This window comes from Paenibacillus psychroresistens, from assembly GCF_009728935.1.
GTDB classification, from domain to species: domain Bacteria; phylum Bacillota; class Bacilli; order Paenibacillales; family NBRC-103111; genus Paenibacillus_AC; species Paenibacillus_AC psychroresistens.
This window is the reverse complement of the sequence record NZ_CP034235.1, coordinates 12501-35674: the sequence shown is the minus strand read 5'-3', so window position 1 is coordinate 35674 and position 23174 is coordinate 12501. Positions and strand designations below refer to the sequence as shown.

Annotated in this window: 21 protein-coding genes, 4 tRNA genes and 2 rRNA genes; 4 read left to right on the top strand and 23 right to left on the bottom strand. The window is 41.9% G+C overall.

Going from position 1 to position 23174, the window contains the following annotated elements; all coding sequences use genetic code 11:
• Positions 1-35: 35 nt before the first annotated feature.
• Positions 36-518: a tRNA adenosine(34) deaminase TadA gene (gene tadA, locus EHS13_RS00185; protein ID WP_155698254.1), complete on the top strand. Its 483-nt coding sequence runs from the start codon at positions 36-38 to the stop codon at positions 516-518.
• On the opposite strand, the gene EHS13_RS00180 is transcribed toward tadA, so the two are convergent.
• Positions 498-1520, bottom strand: coding sequence for an HD-GYP domain-containing protein (locus EHS13_RS00180; RefSeq protein WP_155698252.1), 1023 nt, complete (start codon positions 1518-1520; stop codon positions 498-500). The genes tadA and EHS13_RS00180 overlap by 21 nt on opposite strands.
• A gap of 248 nt (positions 1521-1768) precedes the next feature.
• Between EHS13_RS00180 and EHS13_RS00175 the strand changes: the two genes are divergently transcribed.
• Positions 1769-1844 (top strand) — tRNA-Arg (locus EHS13_RS00175).
• Between the two features lie 128 nt (positions 1845-1972).
• Here EHS13_RS00175 and pilM read toward each other — a convergent pair.
• Positions 1973-2911 (bottom strand): type IV pilus biogenesis protein PilM, encoded by a 939-nt coding sequence (gene pilM / locus EHS13_RS00170; RefSeq protein ID WP_162462909.1) that lies wholly within the window; start codon positions 2909-2911, stop codon positions 1973-1975.
• Positions 2912-3149: 238 nt separating this feature from the next.
• Positions 3150-3356, bottom strand: a complete 207-nt coding sequence (locus tag EHS13_RS00165) for a hypothetical protein (protein WP_155698249.1) — start codon at positions 3354-3356, stop codon at positions 3150-3152.
• Between the two features lie 122 nt (positions 3357-3478).
• Here EHS13_RS00165 and EHS13_RS00160 point away from each other — a divergent pair, with 122 nt between their 5' ends.
• A complete protein-coding gene (locus EHS13_RS00160) occupies positions 3479-4681 on the top strand; it encodes an ArnT family glycosyltransferase (RefSeq protein ID WP_162462908.1) in 1203 nt (400 codons plus the stop codon).
• Between the two features lie 33 nt (positions 4682-4714).
• Positions 4715-5515 (top strand): alpha/beta fold hydrolase, encoded by an 801-nt coding sequence (locus EHS13_RS00155; RefSeq protein WP_155698245.1) that lies wholly within the window; start codon positions 4715-4717, stop codon positions 5513-5515.
• Positions 5516-5582: 67 nt separating this feature from the next.
• Here the strand turns inward: EHS13_RS00155 and EHS13_RS00150 are convergent, their stop codons facing one another.
• The 20 genes from EHS13_RS00150 to EHS13_RS00055 form a co-directional block, all read right to left on the bottom strand.
• On the bottom strand, positions 5583-6275 hold the full coding sequence (locus tag EHS13_RS00150; RefSeq protein WP_155698243.1) for a hypothetical protein: 693 nt from the start codon (positions 6273-6275) through the stop codon (positions 5583-5585).
• A 5-nt stretch (positions 6276-6280) separates the two neighbouring features.
• Positions 6281-7366, bottom strand: coding sequence for a hypothetical protein (locus tag EHS13_RS00145; protein ID WP_155698242.1), 1086 nt, complete (start codon positions 7364-7366; stop codon positions 6281-6283).
• The gene (locus tag EHS13_RS00140; RefSeq protein WP_155698240.1) at positions 7359-7859 is read right to left on the bottom strand and encodes an anti-sigma factor; all 501 of its coding nucleotides are present in this window, start codon (positions 7857-7859) and stop codon (positions 7359-7361) included. The genes EHS13_RS00145 and EHS13_RS00140 overlap by 8 nt, the downstream gene beginning before the upstream one ends.
• Positions 7856-8431 carry an RNA polymerase sigma factor gene (locus tag EHS13_RS00135; protein ID WP_155698238.1) on the bottom strand — a complete coding sequence of 192 codons (576 nt, stop codon included), beginning with the start codon at positions 8429-8431 and terminating at the stop codon, positions 7856-7858. The genes EHS13_RS00140 and EHS13_RS00135 overlap by 4 nt, the downstream gene beginning before the upstream one ends.
• Positions 8432-8551: 120 nt before the next feature.
• Positions 8552-8980 carry a hypothetical protein gene (locus EHS13_RS00130; protein ID WP_227013726.1) on the bottom strand — a complete coding sequence of 143 codons (429 nt, stop codon included), beginning with the start codon at positions 8978-8980 and terminating at the stop codon, positions 8552-8554.
• On the bottom strand, positions 8980-9414 hold the full coding sequence (locus EHS13_RS00125; RefSeq protein WP_155698234.1) for a permease prefix domain 1-containing protein: 435 nt from the start codon (positions 9412-9414) through the stop codon (positions 8980-8982). Before EHS13_RS00125 ends, EHS13_RS00130 begins: the two co-directional genes overlap by 1 nt.
• A complete protein-coding gene (locus EHS13_RS00120) occupies positions 9407-9739 on the bottom strand; it encodes a PadR family transcriptional regulator (RefSeq protein ID WP_155698233.1) in 333 nt (110 codons plus the stop codon). The genes EHS13_RS00125 and EHS13_RS00120 overlap by 8 nt, the downstream gene beginning before the upstream one ends.
• 376 nt (positions 9740-10115) lie before the next feature.
• Positions 10116-10265: a small acid-soluble spore protein P gene (locus tag EHS13_RS00115; RefSeq protein ID WP_155698231.1), complete on the bottom strand. Its 150-nt coding sequence runs from the start codon at positions 10263-10265 to the stop codon at positions 10116-10118.
• Between the two features lie 14 nt (positions 10266-10279).
• On the bottom strand, positions 10280-10627 hold the full coding sequence (locus tag EHS13_RS00110; RefSeq protein WP_405083542.1) for a hypothetical protein: 348 nt from the start codon (positions 10625-10627) through the stop codon (positions 10280-10282).
• 42 nt (positions 10628-10669) lie between these two features.
• Positions 10670-13348 carry an ATP-binding protein gene (locus tag EHS13_RS00105; protein ID WP_162462907.1) on the bottom strand — a complete coding sequence of 893 codons (2679 nt, stop codon included), beginning with the start codon at positions 13346-13348 and terminating at the stop codon, positions 10670-10672.
• A gap of 204 nt (positions 13349-13552) precedes the next feature.
• A complete protein-coding gene (locus EHS13_RS00100) occupies positions 13553-14347 on the bottom strand; it encodes an SDR family oxidoreductase (RefSeq protein ID WP_155698227.1) in 795 nt (264 codons plus the stop codon).
• 282 nt (positions 14348-14629) lie between these two features.
• Positions 14630-14719 (bottom strand) — tRNA-Ser (locus EHS13_RS00095).
• Positions 14720-14824: 105 nt separating this feature from the next.
• Positions 14825-16114, bottom strand: coding sequence for a serine--tRNA ligase (serS, locus tag EHS13_RS00090; protein WP_155698225.1), 1290 nt, complete (start codon positions 16112-16114; stop codon positions 14825-14827).
• A gap of 26 nt (positions 16115-16140) precedes the next feature.
• Entirely contained in the window at positions 16141-16710 is a 570-nt protein-coding gene (gene pdxT, locus EHS13_RS00085) for a pyridoxal 5'-phosphate synthase glutaminase subunit PdxT (RefSeq protein ID WP_155698223.1), read from the bottom strand.
• A complete protein-coding gene (gene pdxS, locus EHS13_RS00080) occupies positions 16710-17591 on the bottom strand; it encodes a pyridoxal 5'-phosphate synthase lyase subunit PdxS (RefSeq protein ID WP_155698222.1) in 882 nt (293 codons plus the stop codon). The genes pdxT and pdxS overlap by 1 nt, the downstream gene beginning before the upstream one ends.
• 208 nt (positions 17592-17799) lie before the next feature.
• Positions 17800-19128 (bottom strand): D-alanyl-D-alanine carboxypeptidase family protein, encoded by a 1329-nt coding sequence (locus EHS13_RS00075; RefSeq protein ID WP_227013725.1) that lies wholly within the window; start codon positions 19126-19128, stop codon positions 17800-17802.
• Positions 19129-19465: 337 nt separating this feature from the next.
• Positions 19466-19582 (bottom strand): 5S ribosomal RNA (gene rrf, locus EHS13_RS00070).
• A 109-nt stretch (positions 19583-19691) separates the two neighbouring features.
• Positions 19692-22617, bottom strand: a 23S ribosomal RNA gene (locus EHS13_RS00065).
• A 293-nt stretch (positions 22618-22910) separates the two neighbouring features.
• Positions 22911-22986: transfer RNA gene (locus EHS13_RS00060), tRNA-Ala, on the bottom strand.
• 19 nt (positions 22987-23005) lie between these two features.
• Positions 23006-23082: transfer RNA gene (locus tag EHS13_RS00055), tRNA-Ile, on the bottom strand.
• Between the last annotated feature and the right edge of the window lie 92 nt (positions 23083-23174).

Here is a 23174-nt window from a genome sequence, read left to right as displayed (position 1 = left end):
AACGAATGAATGTTCGGAAAAAAAGGAGACACCAAATGAACACCCATGAATACTGGATGCAAGAAGCCATTCAAGCGGCTAAAGAAGCCGAAGCTATAAATGAAGTACCTATTGGAGCTGTTATTGTGTATAACGAGCAAGTCATCGGCAGGGGCTATAACACGAGAGAAACCACTCTAGATCCGACTGCCCATGCAGAGATGATTGCGATTCGCCAAGCAAGTCTAGCATTAGGTGCATGGCGCTTATTGGATTGTTCCTTATATGTAACCTTGGAGCCTTGTCCTATGTGTGCAGGAGCCATTGTGCAAGCTCGTATACCTAAAGTGATCTTTGGCACGCCAGATCCTAAAGCTGGCTGTGCTGGTACTTTAATGAATCTTCTACAGGAGCAACGATTTAATCATCAGGTGGAAGTAATTGAGAATATATTGCAAGTCGAGTGCAGTGAGTTATTATCTGACTTTTTTCGGAGGCTTCGTAAACAATCCAAAGCCTTAGCCCAAGACTTGAGCTAGGTTTAAGTTATGATGCTGGCTTAAATCAACAAAATCACTATTGATTTTAACCAATGGATTCATACGGTTAGATGGATTAATCATGACAATTTTAGCTCGTCTGCCATCTGTTAGTACCGTCTCATTGCCAATCGTCGTGCTCATGATTTTTTCCATAAATAAAGTTGTTATAGTTGGATCTAATTTGCCGAAGGCATTTTTCTGCATTTTCTGCAGCACTTGATGAAACGGGATAGCGTCATGATATACCCTTTTTGAAGTCATGGCGTGAAATACATCAGCTACAGCAACGATTTTGCTTAAAATATCTACTTTATCTCCCTTTAAGCCAAGTGGGTAACCGCTTCCATCCTCACGCTCGTGGTGCTGTAACGCTATTAGCGCGTGCCTATGTGTACACCCTATTGTATTGTTAATAATTTCGTAGCCATAAATCGTATGCTTTTTCATAATTTCAAACTCATCCTCGGTTAACTTACCTGCTTTGTTCAATATTTCTTTAGGTACCATTAGCTTGCCAATATCGTGTAAAAAAGCGGCTACTGACAATATGGATAACTCTTGTGGGCTGAGCTGCATCCATTTGCCAATCATTGTAGCGATAATCGAAACTCCAATATTATGATAGTATGTATAGTCATCTTTAGCTTGCAGATCGTTAAGCAGACCGAAAAGCCCTGAATTTTCCGTAATTTTGTTAATAGCTGGGATAAGCTTCCTTCTAATGTCTATTAAAGGAATTCGATTCGTATGTCTAACATTTCTAAAAATACTCTTAACTTGATCAAGCGCTTCATCAATAACAAGATCCATATTCTTGTCGTCTTCCATCACAATATCACTTATAGATAAGCCCACCCCATGCAATATGCTTTGGTGAATGTGTTCATCTGTCAAAATCATTGCTTCCGACAGCACGAGAACCCCCTTATTGCTATAAATATCCTTTTTCAAACGGCATCCGACTAAATGCTTCAAGTCTTTGTGTTGATTCTTCACCATTTGCACCCCCCTGCTCTCTATTTGGTTGCGCGGACTCGTGCTGTGATTGACTATTGGACAAGTATAAGTAATAAATCTTGAAAAGTTTATCGAAGTGTGATGTCGAAACAACACTTCTTTTGACAAATCGCATTAATTTATGACAAGCCAAAAGTCCCAGTCGCTTAGTTCCTGTTTATAAGTAAAAACCTTAGCTTGTATACCACTTTCGCTTCCATGCTGTTATGTGCTATAATGACTTTTGCCGCGTTTCCGTAGCTCAAATGGATAGAGTAACCCTCTCCTAAAGGGTAGATATCGGTTCAATTCCGTTCGGGAACGCCATACTAGATAATGCCAATGAAGCCATAGACAACAAAAAAGCCCCTGCATGAAATCGCAAAGGCTCGTTGTTTATAGGCTCTTTTTGTTAGGATTTAGTCGATGGATGTTTCACTACATCTAATATAACCTCAAGCCCCCCGCTCCGTTAACCCAAGTTCAGCAGCATAGGGATCGCTTACCATTTCGCAGGTATTCATTAAATCTACAAGTGAAAGCAAGGTCATATTGCCCTCGAACATCATGCTTACCGGCTGCAGCAGCTTCTTGAGCCAGTCCATTTCGCCCACTAAATAAAGGTCGCGCAGATCCTTGGGGTCCGAGAATACAGCCTGTCTAAAATAACTCAGAATCCGCTTAAACTCCATTTGCAGATCATAGGTATATGCTTTAATAGAAGCATAGTCAGCGCCATTTATTACGAAAGTAAATACCGGTACCCCTCGATCAAAGACACTAATTTCACTAAACCCTAAGTCGGACTGCACCAGTACAAATCGTTGAGACATCCCCTTATTCGAATCCTGCCAATTTCTAAAAATAGCTCGATATAATGAAAATAACGTCGGCTCTATGGTTAACAGCTCCAAGCCAGCTTTTTTGACAACCTCCAGATAGCCCTGAATCGTTTCAGCTGAAGTAGCAATAGTTAGCACGTCTTCTTGCTGAGAAAGCTGCAGGGGTGATCCCAAACGAACGTAATTATGGATGGCGTGTTTAACTTGCGGATTATAATTTACATTCAGACTATCCTTCTCCATTAATTGCTTAAACTCGCGAGTCTCTAAGGCAATTGGAATTGATTTACGGGTAATTCTATGGGATGTCGGAATGATTAAATGAACTTGGGCAGCCTGCATTTCCAGCGTCTTAACCATAGTCTCTATACAACTCACAACAGCTGCTTCCTCTTTAATAATTCCATTGATAACACTGCATGGAGGAAGCTCCATCGTATATCTGCGTCCCGCTTGCAATTGTTTGCCTTCCTCTATCAGCTCTATCATTCTTACATGTGTATCCATGATCTGTAACCCGCAAAGCTTTTTCGAATTATTCCAGGTGTACATAGCCATTCTCCTCCTATTGATCCAACCGCATTAAAGATTCTTACCGACAGATAAGATCATCTTTTCGCAAAATACGCCCTAATTAAAGCGATATTCGACCAGCTAAACTCAGTATATGGACTTCTCTGCAAAAAGTTTAGCGAAGCGCGGTGTCGAAACAACACTAGTTTTAGCAAAATACAACAGAAAAAAGACCTGTTCGCAATAAGCAACAGGTCGTTCTGTTTCTATTATAGAATTAGCGTTTCAGCAGCTTAAGCACAAACAACGTCCACCATATCGCCAATACAGCTACAGCAACGACACGAGAAACATGCAGACCCGGATACTCCAGCCAATCCCATACATATAAGGCACTTAACAATATGACCAATACATCTGTAAATCTTAATTTAGATTGATTGTCCTGCACTTCTTTGACTTCTCTGACTTCTTGTTCTTCCATCTCCGATTCGCCACCTCCCTTTTCTGATAATAGCATAATTTGTTAGTTTTTCGTTGCTTTTTTAAAGGGCATAAATTAAATTTAAACTAATTGTTTTTTTGAAATATATAGGAGGTAGCCAAGTGAAGAACAGACGATATGTTTATTATCTTGTTTTTCTTATTGTGACCGGGTTGGCTTTGCGTTTGTTCTATGCTTTTAGAGGTAATCATGCCGCCCTTATTTTTGATCAATTGGAGTATTCCAAGCTAGCTATTCAGTATCTGGAAAAAGGTATCTTTGCCTATCGAGACACTTCGCCTAACTCGCTTGTTACTCCAGGGTATCCTTGGTTCCTGATAATAGTCTATCGTTTATTTGGCTACCAGCCGCTAGATCATGCCTTGCTTGCTGTTCGTATTATTCAATCGTTTGTCAGCGTAGGTGCCATAGGATTAATTTATTTAATTGGAAAACACTTATTTAACCGCCCCGCGGGAATTATTGCTGCCACCTTAATGACTTTTTACCCAACCTACATATGGACAACATCTTTATTAACCACTGAAACATTATTTCTGAGCTTCTTTTTAGCCTTAATCTATTCTCAAATTAAAATAATTCAGAATAACCGCTTGAGCAATCACCTCTGGATGGGTATGCTGCTTGCAATAACCGTGCTCATTCGCCCCAATGTCCTTCCGCTTGCCATTATCCCCTACCTGTTTCTCTGGATCGAAAATCGCAAATTATATTTACCCGCTATTGGATTAAGCTTTAGTGCCTTTGTACTTGTGATGTTACCTTGGTGGATCCGTAATATAGTTACTTTTCACGAGTTTATTCTGTTAGCAAATGGAGGCTCCGGTAATCCTTTATTAGGCGGCACGGATCCTTACTTTCGACAAACAATCGATTGGAGTCAAATCAAAGAAGAGGATCAGTTTAACGAGGGGATCCGTCGAATTAAACAAGGCTTCTCCGAGGATCCTTGGCTATGGTTTCGCTGGTTTACCATAGGCAAATTTATGGTGCTGTTCAAGACACCTTATTTTTACACATTGCCTGTTTTAATAGCCAACGTTTTGGTTAAGTTACACTTGATCTTTACCTGGGTAGCTTGGCTCAGCTTGATTAGCTGCAGAAATCGCTCCCTACGTTTTCTCACGATAAGTCTCGTAACTCTTCTCGTGATACATTTATTGTTTGTACCGGATGTACGTTATTCCTTCGGGATGTACCCCTTTTTAATGCTTGGTTTTGGTTATGCGGTTTCTGCAGCCCTTCAGATTTTCAGTTTAATTCCACTCCAGCCTTACTCAAGCAATAAAAACCAAAGTTTGTAGTATACTATGGAACAAGAAAGCAGGTGAGCTATTATGGCTAAGAACACAATCGAATTTAATGGCATAGTATTGGCTTATGAGGATCAAGGCAGCGGGGAGCCACTAGTGTTATTGCACGGTTTATGTGGAAGCTCCGATTATTGGGACAAGATCCTGCCTCAGCTAAGCAAGCAATATCGCGTTATAGCACCTGATTTGCGTGGACATGGCCAATCAGGCATCTCCGATGAGCCTTATCCGATGGAATTAATGGCGCATGATATAGCAGAATTATTAGAAAAATTGCATATTCCGCAAGCGATACTTATCGGTCATTCACTTGGCGGTTATGTTACTTTGGCATTTGCTGAGCAATATCCGGAGAAGCTGCATGCCTTTTCACTTGTGCATTCATCAGGCTTTGCAGATGATGAGAAGGGCAAAGCCAATCGTGACAATGGAATTGCAGGGATTAGCGAGAATGGCATCGAATCGTTCATTGCAGGACTGAACCCTAAGCTATTTGCACCTGAGCATCTAGAGACTATGAAGCCAACAGTCGAACATATTCGACAGATTGGTGTTGCAACCAATCCTAAGGGTGCAATGAATGTGTTAGTGGGTATGCGCGATCGTGTAGACCGCAACCAAATAATAGCTGATGCACAGGTACCCGTGCTATTAATTGCCGGCGAAGCCGATCAAATTATCCCACTGGAGAAAGCTTTTGCTGAGCATGGCGAACATATCACACAAGTAACGATCGCGAATGCTGGCCATATGAGTATGCAAGAACAGCCGGCTGCTCTACTTGAGCAGATTCTTACATTTGCAGATCGAATTTACAATAAATAAGAGTTAATAACAAAGAAGCGCTTCGAGGACGTTAAGTCCTTGAGGCGCTTCTTTTAAATTCTATCCCTTAATTAGGCTTTATTATATTATTATAAGCATCCAGAACCTCAACAGGGATTGCTTGCGGGACTACAAGAATCATACTAGAGACAGGCTGATCCCGCTCAAAGCCTCTTTTTTCTGGCAGTTGCTTAATTAGAACATACATGGTTTTGCCAATGGTTTTTGTTGTAACAACATCCTCCGATTTTAAAGCAGGCTGTTCTGATTTAAGTGTTACGTCCTTCTGGTAAATTCCCAATAAGCGAATTTCAGGCAAGCTGTTTGTGTCTATTTTTAATTTGCGGTCTGCGGTTTGAACGATAATCTTCTCAATTCCTACGGGAACATCAAACTTTGTGTCGGGTAGGTCCGCAGTGGCAACATTGGAATTAATCGTATACCGAAACTCTTCCATTAAGCCGGTAGAAGTAAGTAAGGAAAATAGCAAGCAGCATAAACAGAGAAAGCTTACAAAAGCGATACTAAACACATCATAATGGAGGATTGGCTTCTCTGATCTTGAAAGAAAGAGATACAAAAGGATTTCACAGCCTAGCAGCACAAAAATAATCGGCCATAGCTTAATCAATGTATCAAAAGCTATAATCCCCTGCCAGGATGAGACGAGTAGGGTTAACCCTAAGCTAATTAATGAGACACCCATAGATAAGGTCCCGACGCGCCAACGTTTTCTAACTAATGGTTCTAACGCCTCCACCTCGATCATTCTCCTCTCTTGGTTACATCTTTTTTAGATGGCGTACCCGCAAGCAGCCGAAATCCGAACCCGATTAATAACGTCGATACTACAAACACTTGAAAATAACGATGAAACCAGATCTGAAGATCCGGCAACAACCGGTGGAGCATTACCAGCACAAACTCATCCAACAAATGATAAAAACCTAAAACCAGCAAACCAATTCCAATCCATTTTTGATAATTTTTAAGCCACTCTATGATGGGGACATCCTTAATTTCCACGACACCGTGACGGGATACATGCTGCATGGCATCAAATAGACTATAAAACCAAAGAATCGGAATCAGAAAGAGGAAGATCGATAAATGTAAGGCATCTAGAATGTAGAAGGAGAAAAGAAAGCCTGCCATCAACTGCAGCCCGCGCTGCTGTAATCCTAAATACATATGTCCCGCTCCGGGTAGAATGGACAGGATAATAGCCAAAGTCTTGCTTTTCTTACCCGCTTCTCGCCCCTCTTCGAACTCATCAAAAATCGTGCGGTCAACCAGCACCTCGCCTTTTTGCTTACGGTGAAGCAGCTGCATGGCATCAAATAACCCATATAACCAAATAATCGGAACAGTCAGAAGGAAAACAAACATACCTTCTAAATGTGTAACATAGCGAACAAAGAAAATCATCGTAATTACGCCGAAGAAAGCGACCAAAAAGGATAGCCCTCTCTGCATCAATCCCATTTGAAAATGCCCTAAACCAGGAATGATTGAGCTTAGCATGGTAAAGAACCGCTCGTTTTGTTGAGATTCATCTTTATAAGGCAGCGCACCTTCTGAGTTTAAACTTGTCGATTCACGTTTTTTCACCCCAGTCACATAAACAATTAGGTCTATCAAACTAACAAACCAAACAATCACACCAAGCACAAAAAAAACAAAAGTTGGAAAATCATCACCGTTCCATTCCGCATGAACATATAGAGTTAGAATTACAAAACCAAAAAACAGGCAGCCATAAAGGAATGCACGGATTATTCTCCCCGCAAATAAATGGCCCAAACCTGGAATGAATCCCAGAACAATCGTTAGAAATGGATGTTTATTCATGCTTTTCGCCCCCCTTTTCAATTAAATTAGCTTTTAGCTGAATCGAATCCAACATAGCTACTGTTTTATCCATCAATTGTTCCGTAAAAGAAGCTTCCACCGTTTGCCTAGAAGTTTGTGGCGTCTGACCCGCCCCTCCCGTAATACCGTGAAAAACCCCTGTTGTCATTAGAATAAGAGTAATGGCCGCTGCTAAAGCGTATTGGAATACGGGCTTTCGATATAAAGCCGGTTTCCTAAGAGGAGTGGAGGGCATTATACGTTGCTTCTCGCTGTTAATTCGGGCCATAATTTGCTCCGTAAACGCTTCGTTTGGATCAGAAGGAATCGGATATGTTGTAGTTGAATCATGCTCTAGCGGAACTAGGCAAGCTGTGTAAAGCTCTAGACAAACGTCACATTCATATAAATGATCTTCATATTCGCGTTCATTTTCCGCTGAAAGCTTTCTCTCAATATAAGCTAAACATTCTTGGCTGCTATAATGTCTCATCCAAAATCCTCCTCCTTCCAATGCGCTTTAAGCCATTTTTTAGCACGATATAGCTTAGACTCTACAGTTTTTAAAGCTATGCCCTGATCGATGGCAATTTGCTGATATGACTTCTCCTCCATATAAAAGGCAATAATAATTTCACGATAGTTTTCAGGCAAACGAGATAAATTATCTTGTATAAGCTCTTTTCTTTCTTTACGCAGCAACAGCAATTCATTTGGGTTATTCATGGGGATGGGGGGTGAGCTTAGCTCAGGGACTTCATCTCCATAAAGCTGCTCTAGCTGCTTGTACCGTTTCCGCACAAAATCAATTGCTTGATTCACAGCAATCCGGCTGATCCATGTTCTGAAGCCTTGCTGCTGGTATTGGGGGAGTGCAAAATATATTTTTACCCAAACATCCTGAGTCACTTCTTCTGCATCCTTAACGTGCTTGACAACAGAATAGACAATTCCGTATAAATAACTGCGATGCCGGTCAATGAGCATCCGATAATAGTCATCTTGACCTGATATAACCTGCTGGACTATCGTCTCGTCATCTATACTTGCCTCCCCCTTCCCCAATGTAATAGACGATGCTAAATTCTAAAACCCTGCACTTGCTTCAAATTTATTATAATTGTTTTCAAATTAAAAGCCGCATACCATGTAGCTAAGGCCTGCAGCTCATTCAGCTTTCATTAATTAAGCTCTATCTTTGTTTGCACTTCTTAAGCGATGCCCCAGTTTGTTCCATGATTTAACTATGTAGGTGGGCACAATAAGCTGTTGAAGCAAGCCATATAATACAAAAATGTTTAATAAAATAACATTCATTTCTGAAGAAAAGCTGATCCATTCTTTAGTTACGATATACATCGCAATCATAATCATGAACCAATATTCAAAGCTTCCTCTGATTAAAGAGTGCCATTTCTTTTTATTCGAACGCTGTAAAAAAATTATATTAATTAGGATAAGAATCCAGAGAATATGCAGCATGGGTGTTGTAAACAGACCGTAACCTGTTAAATGGATCCAATTATAATAAAAGATATTCTGCAAATAAACAGACCAGGAAACCTTTGAGAAATAATATGAGGCATACACACAATAAGCAATCGGCAACCCCACTATAGGAATAATGAGATGGTTTCCACGTTGATCATAATGTGATAGATCCCATAACAACAGAATAATAGGCATACAGCTACCGTAAGATAAGAAACTTGAAATGTCTCCCCCGTAAAAATACTAGGTCCAACAGAGGCTGCCATTAAACAAATTGTCCAGATTACAAGTTCCTTCAAAAAATGCATATTTCTCAATGACGCCATATTTCGTTTAAGTTCCGATTGAAGCTGATCCACGCCGCCAAACTGTTTCATAGCCTGATCGATCGCTTCTTGCTCCTTCATTCCTTTTTGCACAAAATGATCCTTGCTATCGACTAAATGCTGCAGCCACTCTTCCTTTAGCTCGTTTTTCTCGTCTATATTTAATGACAATGATCCCGTGATTTTGTCCAAATAATTCTCAAATTCTTGATTAGACTGATTCTTAGGCATTTGACTCACCTACCATCCGATTCATGACCCTTTGGAATAAACCCCACTCTTTCTGAAGATCGCCCATAATCTTTTTACCCGTTTTAGTAATCGTGTAATATTTTCTTCGCGGGCCTTCATTTGAGCTCTGCCAGTAGCTTTCAACCAAGCCTTCTGTTTCTAACTTCTTCAAGGTTGGATAAAGCGTTCCTTCTTTAAACTGAAGGTAACCTTCGGATTCTTCTTCTATTTTCTTAGCAATTTCGTAACCGTACATGACTTTTTCGTTAAGCAATGTTAATAAAATAATTTCAGTGCTCCCTTTAAGCAGCTCTGATTTTCCCATCTATCTCACCTCGCTATGTAGAATTACGACTTACTGGTATATCGTATCACTACATAGAAAAATTTACAATTTCTCCTTTATTCCTGTAATGGGTACTCGCAAAAACGAGGCACCCTTTTGAGGGTGCCTCGTTCTTTTGACGGTGTTATTTAGGGATCATCTCAGCATTGATTTATAGCTCACTTGGATCGTCGTAGACTTCAACCATTTTAGAAGCTCGCAATGATGTCTTTAGCACCATTTTTCGAAAAAAAGCTAGAAATTACCTTCAATCGGTTGTTGCGTTTCGTTGTCCAACGGAACCCACACCTCTCTTCACCGTCGAGATTAGTTTGTCCCCTTCTGATAATCTTATTCGGCTAAATTCAGAAATTTATTAGCTGCCTTCACCGTGGTTGCTACGGGAATGGTTCTGGTTCTTCACTTTTTTCGATCCCGATAATGGTTTAGGCTGCCCATCTCGTTGGTTAGGTTGATTATAGTCCCCTGTTGGAGGATTTACAGGCTGTGATTTATCTTTGCTCATATCTGTTTGCCCCTTTAGCTATGTGTGAATTTTTGCAAAGCCTGCGCGCATTCGTGAATATGTCGTACATAATCTTTTATTAATTCTTGAAGCTGTTCGGTTTGCTCATCAACCGGTTTATGGTCTACATAAGCTATTTGAAAATCAACATTTACTTCTCGCGAGTCCAGATACATGACATTAAACTCAAAGGAATAGAAGCTTCGCCCTGCTGAATCAATATGAATTCGGATCAGCTTTGAATTACTTGCGTCCTGCATTACCTTTGCTTGATCCGTTTCATTTAAATACTCGGGTAAAGTCTTCTGCCACATTGCAATAAGCTCGGTCTGATTAAGTGTTGGCATATCCAATTTACTCAATACTACCACCTCCATTAATACAATGCCGCTTTTGCTGTAATTCTATGCACGCAATAATAAGTCTTCTTCGTCCAGATTAACTCCAATAGGCAAACGGATCGTAAAGGTACTGCCTTCTCCATAAACAGAAGAAACCCGTATGTCTCCTTTATGTGAGGTGACGATCTCTTTAACAATAGAAAGTCCTAGACCTGTACCCCCAATTTGCCGACGATCGGAATTATCCACACGGTAAAACTTGGAGAAAAGCTGATTGAGTGAATCCGCTGGAATACCTAAACCCTCATCTTTTATCGAAATTGCCCGGTATTCGCCTTCTTTCCAAGCTGAGATTTGGATCTTACCGCCTTTAGGTGAGTATTTTATCGCATTACTGACTAAATTCATCATGATTTGTGTAAGACTATCCTCGTCTCCCATAACCAGCAATGGCTTATCTTGAAACTGATAAGAAACTTCGTGATTTTCCATATTTATTTTATTAAAATCCAAAACTTTATAAATAATTTTCTCAATATCCACACAGATGATTTCATATACCTTTCTACCGGATTCCATTCGCTGTAAATCGAGAAAGTTATTGATTAGAGATGTTAATCGCTTGGTTTCCTCATAGATCGTTGTTAAATACTTATGCTGCTTTTCTGGACTTAGCTGTTTAGTAAGCATAAGCTCTGTTAAACCATATACGCTGGACAAAGGGGTTCTAAGCTCGTGACTGACTGTATTAACAAACTCCGATTTCAATTGATCAAGCTCATATTCCCTTGTCACATCTCGATGGACGAGCAGTACAGCAAAAACATGCCCGTTCAAATATAAAAGCTCATAATACATATTTATATTTCGTTTGACGGGTGAATTAATTCGGTAGTTAATCGTTGCTGAACCTTTTATTGGATTTAAGATAATATTCCTGATGAATGTTTGTAGTAAGTGAGGGTCATCTATAATTTGTTTTAAATGCTCCCAATAGATGTTCATTCTGAAGGGGTCTTCCTCTTCCTCCTTAAAACCATTCGATATGAAGGAGCCTCCGCTTTCCGCTGCTTTATAACCAATTAACTCACAGAACTTTGTATTCACTTGAAGCGTGTTTCCCTGAAGATCAATTAGGAGAATTCCCTCTTGGATGGTATTCATCATATCCTGCATTAACTCTCGTTGTTGTTTACTTTCTTCATGCAGCCAGAGCTTTTGCAAAGATAAGGCAATCTGTGTAGCTAAACCTATAGCTTCTTCTAGCTCACTTTTAGTTATCGGATTATGTAATCTGCTTAGAACAATACAAGCAATCAGCTCCATATCTTCATCTATTACAGGAATATAAAGATTATGAGTTTCTTCATTTTTCACCGTAAAAGGTAGCTTCTGCTCGTTTAACCGCGGTAATATTATCTGACTCATACTTAGCTTTAATGCCACTGCCTCTTGCTCCGAATATCCAAAAGCAGCAAACTCCTGCAGTTTATCCAAAATAATAATAATTCCTCTTTGAGCACCAAATAAATCGATAAGGCTATCCATTATACTTTGATATAAGTCTTTTTTATCTAATGTATTAACTAAAGTGATTGCCAGCATATTTCGTTTCTTTAAATAGCTTTCGCTTTCTTCTAGTTTAGTTAGAGTAAATAGTAAATCCTCCTGCTGGGCTTCAAGCTCGGCTTGTTGGGCCTGCAGCTCCTCATTCTGATAATGCAGCTCTTCTTCGGCATGCTTTTTCCCGGTAATATCCGTTGCAATTCCAATAAAGCCAGATATTCGACCTTCATAATGCAACGCTGTTACAATTAGATTGACGGTTAAATGTTTACCATCTTTGCGCAAATAGGTCCATTCTCTTTCATCCGCTTTACCATGACGAGTCCATTCAACCAATATATCAAAGCCCTGAATTTCTTTATTAAAGAGAGCAGAAAGCTCTTCCCCCCTCCGCTGAACCTCAGATTCAAGATGAATGATCAAAGGCGTTTCCTTACCTACCATTTCTGCTTCTGTATAACCTAGCATTCTCTCAGCACCTTGATTAAATAGGGTAAAGACCCCTTCAGAATCTGTAACAGTAATGGAAACCTCAGAAGCAGAATTAAAAACGGCATCCTTTAAAGAGCTTAAATTACGAAAGCGTTTTTCATTTTCCTTAACTAAGTGTTGCTGAATATTAGTTTTGACCAGATAACGCAATAAGTAGGCAACAAAACATGAACCTATCACTAATACAATAAAAAAATAAGGAAGTATCTTCATGCTTTTACTACCTAATATCAAGAAAAAGGCAATGGTAGTTGTAGCGATCATCGTTATAACGAATAGAATCCAACGGTTCCTATATTTATAAATCCGACTAACAATTAAACCCGAAATTAGACCCGTTGATAAAATACTTGCCACTCCAATTAACGAGGATGAATTAAATCCCCCAAATATTAATACACGTCCGATTCCGATCAGAACGCTAGCTATAAGCGAGGAAAATATACCTCCAAACAATGCCGCACAAATCACAGCAAGCTGCCTATAATCAACGATAGTGGTTGCATTCACATGAACACTAAAAAACATCAAAACATTACCTAGTATCCCCATAACTATTCCTTGAGCCAAAACCCGCTTAGCGGAAGCTTTACGATTTCCAGCCCAATCAATCGGAACTAAACTATTATAAAAGAAAATTATGCTAGAAAATATCGCTATATTCGTTATAAGATCTTTAATCAAAGAGTCGGACTCCATTCCGGTTAACTTTAGTTTACTTATACTAAAGTATCATATCATAAAAACCTTGGATATTACTTACAGCGATTTAACCAATATAAAAGATTGCTCCTTAATAGTTAGTTGCAAACAAAGACAAAACGCACCAACCTTCCCAAGGAAGATGATGCGTTTGTCCAGAATTGAATTATATTTTAGCTCGGGAATTTAAACCGTTGGAACTGTTCCACCATCAATATTATATTCACTTCCTGTAATTGAAGCGGCCCGGTCGGATACTAGAAAAGCAACAAGCTCAGCAACTTCTTCTGGTAATCCTGGTCGACCAATTGGAATGCCTCCTAACGAGTCCATCAGCTGCTTTAATGCACTTTCTCTGCTGCCTGTCGTCTCAGCTATCCGATCAATCAACCTTTGTGCCGCCTTTGTTTCGATGAAACCTGGCGCAACTGTATTAATACGAATGCCTTGAGGCGAAAACTGCTTTGATAATCCTTTGCTATAAGTAGTTAAAGCAGCTTTAGCCGCAGCATAAGCCAATGTTGCATCATATAGCGGCAAGCGACGTTGAATCGATGAAATATGAATAATAACACCGGAACCCTTTTCCACCATAGCCGGAAGCAGTCCACGATCTAAACGGACGGCAGCGAACAGATTGGAGTTAAAAGTTTGCTGCCAGTGCTCGTCCGTCAAGACAAGTGATCCCCCGGATGGGGCTGACGAGCCTCCAACATTGTTGACAAGAATATCTACGCCGCCTAGGCGCGCAAGGACACCGTTCACTACTTTATCTACACCTTCAGGAGTACTAATATCAGCTGGAATAAACAGGTCTGAATTTTCTATATTAACTGGAGTAGTTCGTGCCGTAGTTATTACGGTAGCACCTGCAGCCGTAAGTCTCTTAGCAATGGCCTCTCCCATTCCTTTGGTACCGCCTGTGACCAAAGCCCTTTTGCCTTTAAATTCACTTAAAATGTTTTCTAATTGAAAACCCATGAGAGTAATTCCTCCTATGTTGTGAGTGATAACTTCAAACCTATTGTAGCGTTTATAATATGACTACATTGCGTCATGTTATAGAGGAGCATTTAAATTTCTTTTCATTGTGTCTAAATGAGACAATAATCATGTATGTATCAGGTCGACAATTTTTCTTCAAGAAGGCAGTATCCAATTGATACCATTTGAAAACAATTGTTTTTAATAAAAATAAAAAAAAGTTATCACTGGACTAAATAGCCAGTAATAACTTTTATGTTGTCTTGCTTAAATTAAAAATGGAGGAGAGAGTGGGATTCGAACCCACGGTAGAGTCACCCCTACGCTAGTTTTCAAGACTAGAGCCTTAAACCACTCGACCATCTCTCCGTATGGAGCTTTCCCAAAGGATGCTTCCAAATTAGGTGTCGTCAATTCGTGACAAAAAGCATTGTAACATACTTTTCTAAGCAATTTCAAGTTCTAAATTCAAACTTATTTTTTGGCGCTTTTTTCAATCACAGCAACCTGATTCATATACGGCCGGAGAACCTCTGGAATAACTACAGATCCATCCGCTTGCTGATAATTTTCCAAGATTGCCGCAACCGTTCTTCCTAAAGCTAGACCTGAACCGTTTAAGGTATGTACAAACTCCGGTTTTGCTTTCGTATCTCTGCGGAAACGAATATTCGCTCGGCGCGCTTGGAAATCTTCAAAATTACTGCAGGATGATATCTCACGATACATTTGGCTATGCGGCAACCAAACCTCAAGGTCATAGGTCTTAGCGGATGTGAAGCCTAAATCCCCTGTACACAATGATAAAACCCGATACGGCAGCTTAAGCAGCTGTAATACCTTCTCAGCATCGCTTGTAAGCTTCTCTAGCTCATCGTAAGACGTTTCAGGCAAGACAAGCTTTACTAGCTCTACTTTGTTAAATTGGTGCTGACGGATCAATCCACGCGTGTCTCTGCCCGCTGAACCTGCTTCAGAGCGAAAGCAAGCACTGAACGCTACAAAATACTTAGGCAAGTAGTCCATTGTCAGAATATCATCACGATGATAATTCGTAACCGGCACTTCCGCAGTTGGAATGAGATAATATTCGGAATCCTCAAGCTTAAAAACATCCTCTGCAAACTTAGGAAACTGTCCTGTACCTGTCAGGCTATCGCTATTAACGATATAAGGCGGCAGCATTTCCTCATACCCATGCTCAGTTGCATGAAGGTCCATCATGAAATTAATTAAAGCCCGTTCCAAACGCGCCCCTAGCCCTTTATAAAAAACAAACCGTGAACCTGTTACCTTAGCAGCAGCTTCAAAGTCCAATATCCCAAGTTCTTGTCCAATTTCCCAATGGGGTTTGGGTTCAAACGCAAAAACTGTAGGCTCACTCCATTTACGAAGCTCTACATTTTCGTCTTCCGTTTTGCCAATCGGTACAGACTCATGCGGAATATTCTGAATGGAGAGCAGCACCAAATTCAGATCCACTTCAACGATACGAAGCTCATCGTCCAGTACCTTGATACGGTCAGAAACAATCTTCATTTCCTCGATCAAGGAATCCGCACTTTCACCGCTTTTTTTCTTACCGGCCACTTCCTGTGAAACGACATTACGACGGTTTTTCAGCTGTTCTGCCTCTTGGAGAAGCTCTCGTCTCGCCGTATCCAAAGCCGCAAATTTATTAATTTCCTCTAAAGATTTACCACGATTCAACATCGCTTGTTGTACACGATCAAATTCATTTCTTAGCAGCTTTGCATCCAACAAAAGAAACCCTCCCAAAAGGGATTATATTATTTTTGATTCACCATATCGATAAAATAAGCATGCATCCGGTAATCATCCGTAAGCTCTGGATGATAAGAAGCCGCCAGCAAATGACCTTGCTGAGCAGCGACAATTTGACCTTGATACTCTGCTAGAACGCGTACTTCCTTGCCTACTTTTTCAATTAAAGGGGCTCGAATGAATACGGCTCTAACATCATCTGCAATGCCTTCAACTACTAAATCCGTTTCAAAGCTTTCGCGCTGACGACCAAAGGCATTGCGAGCCACTGTAATATCCATCAGCTGCAAATGCTTTTGATCCTGTCCTGATATTTCCTTAGCAATTAGAATCAATCCGGCACATGTACCGAAAATCGGTTTCTTTTGCTGTGAGAATTCTTGCAGGGGTTCAATAAAACCGTAGGTCCGCATAAGCCTCCCTATGGTCGTACTCTCTCCGCCAGGAAGAATGATGCCATCTATGTCATTTAGTTGCTCTATCGTTTTAATGGCCACTCCTTCAGCACCGGCAAGCTCGATCATACGAATATGCTCTGCCACCGCTCCTTGTAGCGCCAATACACCTATCTTCATTAGAAACCACGATCCTGCATACGTTGGGATGGCTCAAGCTTAGAGATTTCAATACCTTTCATAGCTGCACCCAAGTTTTTGGATACTTCTGCAATCAGTCTATAATCCGTATAATGCGTTGTTGCTTCCACGATTGCTTTAGCGAATTTCTCTGGGCTGTCTGATTTAAATATACCCGATCCTACAAACACACCGTCTGCTCCCAAATGCATCATTAAAGCTGCATCGGATGGAGTTGCAATTCCGCCTGCAGCGAAATTAACTACTGGAAGCTTACCTAACTCATGTACTTGTAATAGAAGATCGTAATCAACCATTAATGTTTTGGCTTCAAAATGCAATTCATCCTTAGACATATTCTGAACTTTACGAATTTGAGCTTGGATATTACGCATATGACGAACAGCTTCAACAATATTTCCTGTTCCTGGCTCACCCTTAGTACGAAGCATGGATGCACCTTCGCCAATACGACGTAATGCTTCTCCTAAGTCACGAGCTCCGCATACAAAAGGAACGGTATAGTCTCTTTTATTGATATGATAAACTTCATCGGCAGGAGTTAGAACTTCACTCTCATCTATATAGTCAACACCCAATGATTCTAAAACCTTAGCTTCTACAAAATGTCCGATCCGTGCCTTTGCCATAACTGGTATAGAAACAACCTTCATAACCGCCTCTACAAGCTCTGGGTTTGCCATACGGGCAACTCCGCCTGAAGCGCGAATATCAGCTGGTACACGTTCTAAAGCCATAACTGCGGACGCTCCTGCAGCTTCTGCGATCTTTGCTTGCTCAGCGCTCATGACATCCATGATTACTCCGCCTTTTTGCATTTCAGCCATACCTTTTTTTACTCGTGATGTTCCTGTTTCCATTCCTCAAACCTCCTGAAATATATATCCAACAATTTTACAACAACAGATTCAATTATACAACCTGATTTGGTACTTTAAAGTCGCTATTTTCATTATTCCTACTTAAATTGTTGGAATTAAGGATAAACGGCTGCGCCGAGTTTTCAAGACGGCGTTTGTCCGTAATTCTAAGATCAGTATAAGCAAGTAACTAATCCTTTCTCAGAATTTAGAATATATTCTTAATTCCTTTAAACAATCCACTAAAGAATTTTCCAATGGCCCGGAACAATAAGCGAATCCAGCTTCCTTTTTTCACAGCTTCTGTTGCAACCAATTTAATCTCATGCTTCTTATTGTTATAGGTAACAGTAAGAGTTCCTAGAGGATCTCCAGCTTTAATTGGCGCCACTATTTTGTTTGCATCGTAAGAAACAGCCTCTTGTTTGATCTGGTCTGGAGTCATTCCTTTTTTGACAACTAAAGATAGTGCGGATTCTGTTACAACAGAAACCTTAGTAGCAACACCTTTTTTTACTTTGACATCTGGAAGACTTTCAACTGCTGTCTTAGGAGCAATAATCTGTTTGATTTCGAAATTGTTAAAGCCATAATCCATTAGCTTTCTAGTTTCAATAAATCGCTTGCCTTGATTAACCTGATTGTCTGGTAATCCAAATGCAGCCCCCATAACAACACTAATTAGACGCATTCCATTACGTTCAGCCGTACCTGTAAAACAGTAGCCTGCTGCATCGGTATGTCCCGTTTTTAAACCATCCATCCCGATATAGGCATATTTTTTAAAGTTTTGAATATCTTTATTGCCTTCAAGCATCCAATTCCAATTGATCATTGGTGTTTTATCTTTAGGTCTGAACTTTTGTGATGGGATTTTGGTATACGCTAGTATTTCCTTATGATCCTTCAATAAACGTTGAGCTAATATTGAAGCATCTCTTGCTGTAAATATAGTTTCGCCTTCAATACTTTTAGGTGCATACTCACCGAGGTCGGAACGATCTAAACCTGTCGAATTAATAAAATGAGCATTGGAAGAGAGGCCTAATTCTTTAGCTTTATCATTCATCATCCCAGCAAAGCTCTCTTCCGATCCACCGCCGACAAGCTCTGCAAGTGCAATAGTTGAATCATTCGCCGAGTTAATGGACATTCCTGCAAACATATCATTTACCGTATGCTCATCGCCCTCTGCTAATAAACCTCCTGAGCCTCCAACACTAGCCGCATATTTACTTGTAGGAACCATTGTATCCATCTTGATTTTACCGGTTTGCAAGGCTTCCATCACCAAATACTCGGTCATCATCTTTGCCATGCTCGCAGGGGCTAATGGTGCATCCGCATTGAGCTCATAAAGAACCTCTCCCGAATCCGCGTCAATCAGAATCGCAGCCTTTACCTCGAGCTTAAGATCAATACCCGGAGTATCAGCAGCACTCACTTTTGCCGTGCCTGCAAACAAGAGAATTTGTCCAAGCAGTAATACAGCTAATGCCCCTGCTACCGGTCTTTTATATGCTTTCCATTTAATCAATTGAATAACACTCCTTCGCGTTTTCATCAGAAAACGAATCTAATAAATTTAATTTCTTCTATTAAAATTGCCAATCCCTATTGTATCACACACGAAACTACGCATACAAAGAAAACTGATTTTCACCTTTCAAACCCTATTTTTAATCTAGTGCCTGTTTAATAGTAACAAAATCGCAAAATTAATGTCAAGGTCAACTCTTCCCAATTTGTTAGATAAAATTATTATAAAGGATATCCTGTATAATGTTTTTTTATAGGATTTCAGTGGCTTGATCCGGCATTATAGGACTGAAAAAAAGCCTTCTGGGAATAAACCCAAAAGGCTTCTTTATTTTGCTTGGCAACGTCCTACTCTCCCAGAACCCTGCGGTTCAAGTACCCTTGGCGCTGGAGGGCTTAACGGTCGTGTTCGAGATGGGAACGCGTGGTTCCCCTCCGCCATCATTACCAAACGCGGTGCAATTCAAGGATTATTCCCTGAAAACTAGAAACGAAGCGAAGAGTTGTGAAACATCCAGGTAACACACTGCTTCTTACACATGACTGCATAACAAGTCTTATTGGGGTAAGCCCTCGACCGATTAGTATTTGTCAGCTCCATACATTGCTGCACTTCCACCTCAAACCTATCAACCTCGTGGTCTACAAGGGGTCTTACATACTGGGAAATCTCATCTTGAGGGGGGCTTCACGCTTAGATGCTTTCAGCGCTTATCCCGTCCGTTCTTGGCTACCCAGCGATGCTCCTGGCGGAACAACTGGTACACCAGCGGAACGTCCATCCCGGTCCTCTCGTACTAAGGACAGCTCCTCTCAAATTTCCTGCGCCCACGACAGATAGGGACCGAACTGTCTCACGACGTTCTGAACCCAGCTCGCGTACCGCTTTAATGGGCGAACAGCCCAACCCTTGGGACCTACTTCAGCCCCAGGATGCGATGAGCCGACATCGAGGTGCCAAACCTCCCCGTCGATGTGGACTCTTGGGGGAGATAAGCCTGTTATCCCCAGGGTAGCTTTTATCCGTTGAGCGATGGCCCTTCCATTCGGAACCACCGGATCACTAAGCCCGACTTTCGTCCCTGCTCGACTTGTTGGTCTCGCAGTCAAGCTCCCTTATGCCTTTGCACTCTTCGAATGATTTCCAACCATTCTGAGGGAACCTTGGGGCGCCTCCGTTACACTTTAGGAGGCGACCGCCCCAGTCAAACTGTCCACCTAACACGGTCCCTTGCCCCGATTCAGGGGCATAGGTTAGAACCTAGGTAGGATCAGGGTGGTATCCCAACGTCACCTCCACACAAGCTGGCGCTCATGTCTCAAAGGTTCCCACCTATCCTGTACAGATCATACCCAAATTCAATATTAAGTTACAGTAAAGCTCCATGGGGTCTTTCCGTCTTGTCGCGGGTAACCTGCATCTTCACAGGTATTAAAATTTCACCGGATCTCTCGTTGAGACAGCGCCCAAGTCGTTACGCCATTCGTGCGGGTCAGAATTTACCTGACAAGGAATTTCGCTACCTTAGGACCGTTATAGTTACGGCCGCCGTTTACTGGGGCTTCAATTCATAGCTTCGCCTTGCGGCTTACCACTCCTCTTAACCTTCCAGCACCGGGCAGGCGTCAGCCCGTATACTTCGCCTTACGGCTTCGCACAGACCTGTGTTTTTGCTAAACAGTCGCTTGGGCCTTTTCACTGCGGCCCCCTCGGGCTATTCACCCTACCGAGGCACCTCTTCTCCCGAAGTTACGAGGTCATTTTGCCGAGTTCCTTAACGAGAGTTGTTCCGCGCGCCTTAGAATACTCTTCTCGCCCACCTGTGTCGGTTTGCGGTACGGGCACCTTCTCCCTGGCTAGAGGCTTTTCTTGGCAGCTTGAGTACATGATCTTCGGTACTGTAATTTTCCCTCCGCATCACAGCCTAGCCTAACAAAGTGCGGATTTGCCTACACTTTAGCCTCACTGCTTGCACAGACACTTCCATCCGTCTGCATCTTTCCCCTTCTGCGTCACCCCATTGCTCATAACGGTTCACGGTGGTACTGGAATTTCAACCAGTTGTCCATCCACTACGCCTTTCGGCCTCGCGTTAGGTCCCGACTTACCCTGAGAGGACGAGCCTTCCTCAGGAACCCTTAGGCTTTCGGCGGACAAGATTCTCACTTGTCTTTTCGTTACTTATACCGGCATTCTCACTTGTCTACTCTCCAGCGCTCCTTACGGTACACCTTCTCAGCATAGACAACGCTCCCCTACCAAACAACACCATAAGTGTTGAGTCCATAGCTTCGGTGGCGTGTTTAGCCCCGTTACATTTTCGGCGCAGAGTCACTCGACCAGTGAGCTATTACGCACTCTTTCAATGGTGGCTGCTTCTAAGCCAACATCCTGGTTGTCTTTGCAACTCCACATCCTTTCCCACTTAACACACACTTGGGGACCTTAGCTGATGGTCTGGGCTGTTTCCCTCTCGACAATGGATCTTAGCACTCACTGTCTGACTCCCGAGATTCGAGTTTATGGCATTCGGAGTTTGACTGGACTTGGTAACCCTTGGCGGGCCCCGCACCCAATCAGTGCTCTACCTCCACAACTTATTCTCGAGGCTAGCCCTAAAGCTATTTCGGGGAGAACCAGCTATCTCCGAGTTCGATTGGAATTTCTCCGCTACCCCCACCTCATCCCCGCATTTTTCAACATGCGTGGGTTCGGGCCTCCAGTGAGTGTTACCTCACCTTCACCCTGGACAGGGGTAGATCACACGGTTTCGGGTCTACGCCCACGTACTTATTCGCCCTATTCAGACTCGCTTTCGCTACGGCTCCGTCTCTTCAACTTAACCTTGCACGTGAACGTAACTCGCCGGTTCATTCTACAAAAGGCACGCCATCACACATAAAGAGTGCTCTGACTTTTTGTAAGCACACGGTTTCAGGTTCTTTTTCACTCCGCTCCCGCGGTGCTTTTCACCTTTCCCTCACGGTACTGCTTCACTATCGGTCGCTAGGGAGTATTTAGCCTTGGCAGATGGTCCTGCCGGATTCATACGGGGTTTCACGTGCCCCGCACTACTTGGGATACACCTAATCTGTTATTTGCTTTTGGTTACAGGATTGTTACCTTCTCTGATGGGCCTTTCCAGACCTCTTCACCTAACAAATACTTCGATATGTCGATGTCCCGCAACCCCAAGGTACAAGTACCTTGGTTTGGGCTAATCCGCGTTCGCTCGCCGCTACTGACGGAATCACTATTGTTTTCTTTTCCTCCAGGTACTTAGATGTTTCAGTTCCCTGGGTATGCCTCCAACCAACCTATGTATTCAGTTGATGGTAACAGTCCATTACGACTGCTGGGTTCCCCCATTCGGACATCCCCGGATCAATGCCTGCTTACGGCTCCCCGAGGCATTTCGTCGTTCGCCACGTCCTTCTTCGGCTCCTAGCGCCTAGGCATCCTCCGTGTGCTCTTATTAGCTTATCCACTTGCATTCTCATTTGCATGAAAATACTTGTTATTGAATACGATTCAATAACCGGATGTTACGGTTTTGGATGTTTCGTTCTTTGCTTCGTTATCTAGTTTTCAAGGAACAATGGGTGTACTTCTTGCGAAGCACCTTTATTCTTTTTCTTCACGCCGCTTACAGCAGCAAAAAGTATCTTACCACACTCCACTAACCGATTGCAACCCTCAATTTCAATTGGAAATTTTAGGTACAGCCTTTCGTTTCATGTGTCGTCCAAAGCCGTCGTTACCAACGCTTTAAACAGGTTTGGTGGAGACAAACGGGATCGAACCGTTGACCTCCTGCTTGCAAGGCAGGCGCTCTCCCAGCTGAGCTATGCCCCCATAATGGGGAAAAACGATTTGGTTGGCCCTAGTGGACTCGAACCACCGACCTCACCCTTATCAGGGGTGCGCTCTAACCAGCTGAGCTAAGGGCCATCAGAGTTTTGCTATTGCAAAACGAATTGTGAGGTTTTCATTGGGAGTTTGCTCTATTTAGTTGCTTTACCAGCAATTAAATCGATGAACCG